This window comes from Streptomyces sp. NPDC111802 (assembly GCF_055634335.1).
Window position 1 is genome coordinate 1 of sequence record NZ_JBVKCZ010000206.1, and the last position, 1733, is coordinate 1733.

Sequence of the window (1733 nt, forward strand, 5' to 3'; positions counted from 1 at the left end):
CAATGCCGGTGAGTTAGGACGTTTCTGCAGGTAGCGGCGGGTGTCTGGCAACTTTCAGCGAGTAGTGGACGTTACTGGGAGTGCGTGGTTGGTCTCGCCGCTTGATGGCGAACTTGTTCTTGGGTGGCTTCTTGACGCGCTCGCAGCGCCGGTTGCGGCGGGCGGGGAGAAGGTCGTCGAGGAGCTCGGCTGCGACTGTCTGCAGTGTCCGGCGGAGCCGGTCAGCGGTGGCGGCGACCTGGCTGGGGACGCCGAGGCGGACGAGCTGGACGGTGACGGAGAAGGAGATCCGGTCGGGGTCGATCCCGGCCTGCTGGGCGGTCTCGTGCTCGAGCGCGCACAGCGCGTGGTAGACAGTCAGGAGCGCGTAGACCTCCTGGCAGATGAGTTCGGGGGACTTGGAGCGCAGGGTGAAGCCGGCGCCGCGGAGGCGGTTCTTGATCTCCGCGAAGATGTTTTCGATCTCCCAGCGCTGGTGATAGATCATGGCGATCCGCCTGGCAGGCGCCTGTCGGTGGTCCAGCAGACTGGTCACAAGTCTGAAGGAGTCCAGGCGAGTTGATCCGTCTTCGGCTCGGGTCTGCACGGTGTACTCGACGATCCGAACCAGGTGCCCCTGGGGTGCCTCGGAGATCGCGCGTCCGGCGGCGCGGGCCTGGCCCAGGCGGCGGGTCTCCGCCGGGGTGGGCATGATCGACAGGTAGGAGCCGTCCGGAAGGACACGCAGTGGCGTGAAGATCTGCCCCTTCTTGACCCGCCAGATCAGGTGGGCGCCGGTGGCCCTGGCGTCGGCCCACAGCTCGTAGCCGACGAAGTACCGGTCGGCCAGCAACAGCATGTCCGGGGTCAGGCTGGCCAGTAGAGCCCGGCCCAGGGTGTACTCGCTGGAGTGCTCGACGCCGTCGAAGGCCACATCGACCAGGCCGTGGGTGCCGCATTCGACCAGTGCCGTCAGCCTGACCTGCGGGTTCCCGCAGGTGTTGCTGGTCGGGTTGGAGTATCCGAAGGCGGCGGCGTTCTCCGCGGTCTCCGGCACGTCCAGCGTGGTGCCGTCCCAGGCGACCAGCCGCAGTCCGAAGGCGTACGCCTCGGCGCTGTCAGGAGTCGCCAGCGGGCCACAGGTCCGCTCGAACAGCACGCGCAGCGGTTTCTCGCCCAGTCGCTGGCGGGCCTTGGTCAGGGCCGAGCTCGTCGGCAGCGGCTGAAGTCCGAGCCCCGGCAGGCTCCGCAGCTTCTCGGTGAGCGAGCGCAAGACCGGCCGGTACCCCGGCTGAACTGCACTTTCGGCACTGCTGAACAGGCACAGCGCCAAGACGAAGTACATCACCGCCCGGGCCGGCAGGAGTCGCCGTCGACGTTCGACGCGACCGGTGCGCTCCAACACCTCGTCAACGATCTCCGGTGTGATCCAGCGAGTCAGCACCCCAAGGCGGACCCGGTCCCCGAACCGCTCACCGACCGGAACCCCCGGTGAGTGCTGCGAGTTGCGAGCGGCGACCCTGGCGGGCAGGACGGGCATGCTGGCAGACTGGGCACCCAACGGAGCCTCTCCATCAGACAGTCGGATCTTGGTCGATCTTCTGTCCTATCGGGGGCTCCGTTGCTGTGTCCGACACTCGGCTGAGTCATCATCAGAACGTGACGAACTACCCAGTGTCACCAAGGATGAAATCAGCCCAAACCGACCATCAGCGGGCTGCTGACCAGCAGAGTTCTGCTAATTCACTGGCATT

The 1733-nt window shown here is 66.6% G+C and carries 1 protein-coding gene; it reads right to left on the reverse strand.

Translation table 11 applies throughout. The features are described from left to right. Positions 1-13 precede the first annotated feature (13 nt). Positions 14-1519: an IS4 family transposase gene (locus ACZ7NC_RS45485; protein WP_471498333.1), complete on the reverse strand. Its 1506-nt coding sequence runs from the start codon at positions 1517-1519 to the stop codon at positions 14-16. Between the last annotated feature and the right edge of the window lie 214 nt (positions 1520-1733).